This is a genomic window from Mesorhizobium sp. M1E.F.Ca.ET.063.01.1.1 (assembly GCF_003998155.1).
Classification (GTDB): domain Bacteria; phylum Pseudomonadota; class Alphaproteobacteria; order Rhizobiales; family Rhizobiaceae; genus Mesorhizobium.
In genome coordinates this window covers 1-5708 of sequence record NZ_RZSC01000372.1, presented here as the reverse complement: position 1 = coordinate 5708, position 5708 = coordinate 1, and the positions used below count along the sequence as shown (strand labels likewise).

At 64.7% G+C, this 5708-nt stretch carries 6 protein-coding genes and 2 pseudogenes; 3 read left to right on the top strand and 5 right to left on the bottom strand.

The genetic code is table 11. The features are described 5' to 3' along the window. Positions 1-460 (top strand): SOS response-associated peptidase family protein (locus tag EOA29_RS22860; protein WP_189478960.1); only part of this gene is annotated, 460 nt, incomplete at its 5' end. 10 nt (positions 461-470) lie between these two features. Here EOA29_RS22860 and EOA29_RS22855 read toward each other — a convergent pair. Next, complete coding sequence (locus tag EOA29_RS22855; protein ID WP_126094773.1) at positions 471-731, bottom strand: hypothetical protein; 261 nt, start codon at positions 729-731, stop codon at positions 471-473. Positions 732-735: 4 nt separating this feature from the next. Continuing rightward, complete coding sequence (locus tag EOA29_RS22850) at positions 736-996, bottom strand: hypothetical protein (protein WP_126094774.1); 261 nt, start codon at positions 994-996, stop codon at positions 736-738. A gap of 138 nt (positions 997-1134) precedes the next feature. Between EOA29_RS22850 and EOA29_RS22845 the strand changes: the two genes are divergently transcribed. Then, positions 1135-1314 carry a hypothetical protein gene (locus EOA29_RS22845; protein WP_126094775.1) on the top strand — a complete coding sequence of 60 codons (180 nt, stop codon included), beginning with the start codon at positions 1135-1137 and terminating at the stop codon, positions 1312-1314. Between the two features lie 64 nt (positions 1315-1378). Here EOA29_RS22845 and EOA29_RS22840 read toward each other — a convergent pair whose 3' ends face one another. From EOA29_RS22840 to EOA29_RS22830, 3 genes and pseudogenes are all read right to left on the bottom strand, one after another. After that, a complete protein-coding gene (locus tag EOA29_RS22840) occupies positions 1379-2818 on the bottom strand; it encodes an FAD-binding oxidoreductase (RefSeq protein ID WP_126094776.1) in 1440 nt (479 codons plus the stop codon). A 164-nt stretch (positions 2819-2982) separates the two neighbouring features. Further along, positions 2983-3915 (bottom strand): dimethylarginine dimethylaminohydrolase family protein, encoded by a 933-nt coding sequence (locus EOA29_RS22835; RefSeq protein WP_126094777.1) that lies wholly within the window; start codon positions 3913-3915, stop codon positions 2983-2985. Between the two features lie 26 nt (positions 3916-3941). Beyond that, positions 3942-5533: pseudogene (locus tag EOA29_RS22830) on the bottom strand (amidohydrolase). Positions 5534-5615: 82 nt separating this feature from the next. Here EOA29_RS22830 and EOA29_RS43170 point away from each other — a divergent pair. Next, positions 5616-5708: pseudogene (locus EOA29_RS43170) on the top strand (transcriptional regulator); the annotation flags it as partial.

Here is a 5708-nt window from a genome sequence, read left to right as displayed (position 1 = left end):
ATATGCCCACTGGCTGCCCTATCTCGGCATCGAGAACCGCTGCGTGGTGCCGGTGACGAGCTTCGCCGAGCCCTCGCCGACGCCCGGCGACAAGGACCCTGAGACCGGCGTGCAGAAGAACTTCTGGTTTGCGCTCAGCCAAGAACGGCCGCTGTTCTTCTTCGCCGGCCTGTGGACTCCCTGGCATGGGGTACGCAAGGTGAAGGAAGGCCCCGGCGACCACGAGCTCTACGGCTTCCTGACGACCAGGCCCAACGCGCTGATCGCGCCGATCCACGAGAAGGCGATGCCGGTGATCCTGACGACGCCGGAGGAGACCGAGCTATGGCTGACCGCGCCGTGGTCTGAAGTGAAGAAGCTGCAGAAGCCGGCAGCGGACGACGCGCTGGTGATCGTGGAAAAACCGGCGACGCAGATCAAGTTTCCCGCCGAGCCGCCGGCGCAGGGGTCGTTGTTTTAGTCAAGGGGCCCTACCCCCTCGCCTTCTGCAGCACCCAGATATAGCCCTTGGGCGGATGGTCCTGGTCGACGAACTGGGTCTTGATCTCCGTGTCCTTGCGGCCGCAGCGCTTGCAGCGGAAGCGGATGGCTTCGAGCGGCTTGTTCCAGCCCACCACCTTGGCCACGTCGTTCGCCTTGAAGCGCCCGACGTGGTAACAGTGGCGGCATTCGACGATGAGCAGCATGTTGGCCTTGGCCGCCCGGCCAACGCTGTCCATGGGTCCGGCCATTTTCTCATGTCCGGTCTGAGTAATCCTCGGGCAGCGGCAATAGGCCGAGCCAGGCGGCGCGGAAATCGGGCTCCCGGCCCGCAACCGCGCCCATCACCTCGTGCAGCCTGTCCACCAGGCCGTTGAGCCGCCAGTACATTTCGCCATTGGCCTTGAGGTTGACTTGTGCCGCCAGCACCGTCTTGCGCAGTTCCAGCGCGTCGCGAATGATCGCCTCCGCGTCCGACTGGAGCAATCTGTCATAGCGGCTTTTTCGTCTGCCCAACGCGGCTCTCCCTGAATCCTGAGCAACCGCCCCATCTCCTGACAAAATAGGAACCCATTCCTTGCAAAGTCAATTCGCTCTTGACATTTTTGTTCACTTTTTGTTCACATGCTAATGGAAGGCACGGGAGCAACCGCCATGGATCGCATCGTAAGGTTGGACAGCCGTCAGGAGGCGGCGCTTCAGGCGATCGCCGAGCGCTTCATCGCTGAGCACAAAGGCGATCCGGTGAAGGCGCTGAAGGAGATGATCGTGCTCAACGGGCATCTGCAGGAACGGCTCGATGCGCTTGGCGCGCCGAAGCGGGCTGCGCGTTGAGCACCAGGAAGCGAAGCTTGGCGACAGCGCGGCTGACCGCGCCGCCGCCGAAAGACGCCTGGCCTCAGGCGGCCCTGAGACCTTCCTTCGCACGCAGGTTCTGGTTCACGCGGAACAGGTTCTGCGGGTCGTAGCGCTGCTTGATCTCCAGCAGCCGGCTATAGTTGCCGCCATAGGCTGCTTCGACCCGGTCGACCTCGTCCTCCGGCATGAAGTTCACATAAGCCGTGCCGGCGGCATAGGGCCTTGCCGCGTCATAGATACCGCGAGCCCAGTCGATGCAGGCCTTGTCCATTGCCGGTTCGCGCCAGCGGGCATGGACGTTCATGACGAAATGCGAGTTGCGCTGCGGAAACGCGGTGGCGTCCGCCTCGACCCTGCCCGCGGCCCCACCGACATGGCCGAAGAATATCTCGCATTCCGGACCCGGAAGCCTGGCGATCGCCTCTGTGGTTACCTCGATCACGCCGTCGGAAAGCTCGGTGAAGTCGTGGCTCTTCCAGTAGTTGCGGGCGCCAGGCGCAAGCAGCGGGTCGAAGGCCTGCTGCCAGCCGGTGAACGGATTGAGACCGACGACGTCGGCGATCGGCGTGCCAATGGCGCGAAGCTTCCGCGTCGCCTTTTCGGCGGCCTGGGCGTCGCCGCAATAGCACATGGCCAGCACCAGCACTTCCTTGCCGTGCCATTCGGCCGGCAGGAACGGCAGCGGCGGCGCCTGCCGCATGACCACCCAGCAGGTCAGTTCGTCGGGTGCGGTCTCGAGCGCCTCGCGATATTCGCTCAGCACCTTCGCGGCATCGGCGAAGGGATGGACGACGAGCCCCGACAGCACTTGCGGTCCGAACTGATGAAGTTGGAACTCGAACGCCGTGACGACGCCGAAATTGCCGCCGCCGCCACGCAGCGCCCAGAACAGGTCGGGGTTCTCGCTCTGGCTGGCGCGCAGCAACTTGCCGTCGGCGGTGACCACGTCGGCTGAAACGAGATTGTCGATCGTCAGCCCGAATTTGCGGGTGATCCATCCGAAACCACCGCCCAGCGTCAGGCCCGCAATACCGGTGGTCGAATTGATGCCGGTGGGCAACGCCAGTCCGAAGGCCTGCGTTTCCCGGTCGACATCGGCGAGCGTTGCGCCGGGTCCGACCCATGCCCGTTTCGCCGCGACATCGACCCGCACCGATTTCATCAGCGACAGGTCGATCATCAGGCCGCCGTCGCAGACGGCGCTGCCGGCAATGTTGTGGCCGCCGCCGCGCACGCAGACGAGAAGCCTGTTTTCCCTGGCGAAATTCACGGCGATGACGACATCTGAGGCGCCGACGCAACACACTATCAGCCCGGGCCGGCGGTCGATCATGCCATTCCAGATGCCGCGGACCTCGTCATAGGCGGCATCACCTTCCCGCAGCACCGTGCCGCGAATTTGTGCCGAAAGTGCTTCGAGGGAGGCGGCGTCGACGGTCGCCTTGCCGCGTTCAAGGGTGGTGAAGCTTATTGCATTCATGCTTTCCTCCCGTTTTTTTGCTGGTAAGCCCTCTCCTAATTTTAGTGTGCTCTTATGTTAGCTATCACGCAAGTTATGGCGGGCTCGTTGCCCGCCATTTGCGTGACTGGACAGTGGCGATTGCCTGGATGACTGCCTCGCCTGCGCCGGCCGAAGCAGCGCGCTCAGGCCGGCACCCGCTTCAGCGCCTGCGCCATGCAGTGGATGCCGCCGCCGGTCTTGGAGATCTCGCTTATGTCGACGGCCGCGACCTCGAAACCGCGTGCCTTCAGCTTCTCGATCAGCGTCTTGCTGGAGGTCGGCGCGATCACCCTGTCCTTGCCGAGCGACATGAAGTTGCAGCCGAGCGCCATCGTGTCCTGGAAGGGCACGTCGATGATCTCGTGGCCTTTGCCCTTCAGCCAGTCGACGATGCCGGGTTCGGTGCAGGCGAGGCACACTGCGGTGAGCTTTTCGGCGATCGGCACCACCATCAGGTCGATATGGACATAGTATTCGTCGATGAAGGCTAGCCGTGTCTCCCAGCCTTCCTTGTCGAACCAGGCCTGCACCTGGCGCGCGCCCTCTTCCTGCGTGCGGGCACCGCCGCAGCCGATCAGCACCACGCCATCCTCGATGACGTTGAAGTCGCCGCCCTCGAAGGTGCCGGCCGTCACCATGTCGTAGATCGGGATGCCGAGTTTTTCATAGGTGCGGATGGCGGCATAATTCTCGCCGCGCCGCCACCAATTGGCCATGGCGGTGATGAAGGCGCCGTAGGGCGTCATGACGCTGGAATCGCGCGAATAGACCTGCATCGGCAGTTCCGGCGTCGGCTCGTGCCAGTGGATGTTGACGCCGAAATGCTCGTAGGCGGCGACAAGATCCTTGTGCTGCGCCTGCGCGATCTGGACGTTGCAGGGCGCCTCGCGCAGGTGCTTTCTGGACAGCGAGCTGGTCGAGAGATGCCGTAGGAAATTGGGCGAGCCGAGCAGCACGTCGGTCAGCACATCGGTTTCGTTGGCGAAGCCCCAGGCGGTCAGCGGCTTGGTGCCGCCATTGGGGTTGCGGCGCTGCAGCGAAAACGGCTCGGCGACGATTCGGTCATGGACGGTCATGGGGTTCTCCTCGATCGGTTTTGTTGTCATGCGGTGGAAGCAGACGGGATCCACCAGTCGCGCCCGCGCGGCGTGGTGACATATTCCGGCCAGCGGAAATTGATCGGTGGGTCGTAATCGCAGAGCGGCACGATCCAGTTCGAACCGCCGACGCCGCCGCCGGTTCGCTTGACGAATTCGTCCATCGCGGCCTCGCGCGCGGCCTTGTCCTCGAGCAGGCGAAGCGCGGTGAGCGCGACGGTCTTGGCGGCGCAGGTGACCATCGGGTCGATGGTGGCCGGAATGCCGCCCAGCGCGTTCATCGCCCAGGCCGGGTAGGCATGGCCATCGGCTGCGCGCAGCGCCGACGGCGCGCTTCTATGTCGCCCGGCCGGCGCTGCCAGCTCATGTCGGTGTAGTCGTCGGAGGTCGAATTGACCTGCGAAGGCGGCAGGTCGTGGCGCAGGATCGCCTCCGCTTCCTGCGGCGAAATGAGCCGCTCAAGCTCGTCGATGAACGGATTCTCGGTCGCCTCGCCGCCGCCATTGACCTGCACCTCGCGGGCAACCGCCCTCGCCTCGTCGCTCCATTGCGGCGGGCCGACGGCTGCGAGCGCCTGATAGGTGATGTCTGCTATGGCGTGGTTGGCCAGCCCCGGCCGCGACTTCGACACCCAGTGGCGCTCGTAGCGGCAGCCACTCATCTTCGCCGCCGCTTCCGCGTTGCGGTCGAGCACCGCGGTGACCTGCTCGGCCATACGAAGCGTCGGCACGCGGATCATGTATTGGATCTCGGCCAGTCCCGCCGGCAGGTTGTCGGCGGTCGCCTGGCCCGCGGTCAGGATCGCCTCGCTGATCGACCAGCCGCCCTGATGCGGCAGCATGGAATCGCGCAGCGCCTTGGAGGCCATGTACATCATCATCAGCGCATCGTTGGCGCCGGGCGCGCGGACCGCCGAATGCGCCTGCGGGATCGGCGCGCCGTCGCCTCCGAGTGCCCAATTTTCGGGTTCGTCGCAGATGAAGCGGTAGATCATCGCGTAGGCCGCGCCGCAATGCGTGTCCCAGCGCGCCGTGTTGCAAAGCGGCAGCATGTAGAAGGGATGGAAGGAGATCATGCCGGCAAGGCCGTCATAATAGCCCTTGGCCGCATGGATCGGCTTCGAGCCCCTCACCTTCTCGGCCGGCTCGCCGGTGAAGCGCAGCGTGCCTGTTATGCCGTGCTCCAGCATCGCCGCCTTGGCGGCGAGCAGGCCGCCGAGGCTGCCGATGCCGAGGCCCGAATGCGGATCGGTGTGGCCGCCGGCCTCGACGCTGAGACCCGGCCGAGGCCGCTTGACGGTGGCGGCGTCCTGGCAATTGCCGGGGACTGCGTCGTATTCGGCATACATGCCGACTGTGGGGCCTTCCCCGTTCGTCCAATGGGCGCAGAAGGCGGTCGGCATGCCGCCGGAACCTTCCTCGACGGAGAAGCCTTCGCGCTTCAGCCGATCGACATACCAGGCGGCCGACTGGTACTCGCGCCAGGCGGTTTCGCCGAAGTCGAAGATGGTGCGGGTCCAGGCCGACAGGAGCGGCTGGATGCCGTCGATGCAGGCGAGCGCGGTCTCCTGCGCGGAACTCGTCACCGGTTTCTCCATGCCGCAAAGAAAGCAGTGAAGCGGCTCATCAAAAAGTGATATGTTTTCCCGGCTCGTGCAAATTCGGTTCACCTGAGGCCTCTTGCGAATACCTTCCACGCAGGCGCTGCGCGCCCTCGACAGTTTTGCCCGTCATGGCAGCGTTTGGCGCGCCGCCGACGAGCTCCACCTCACC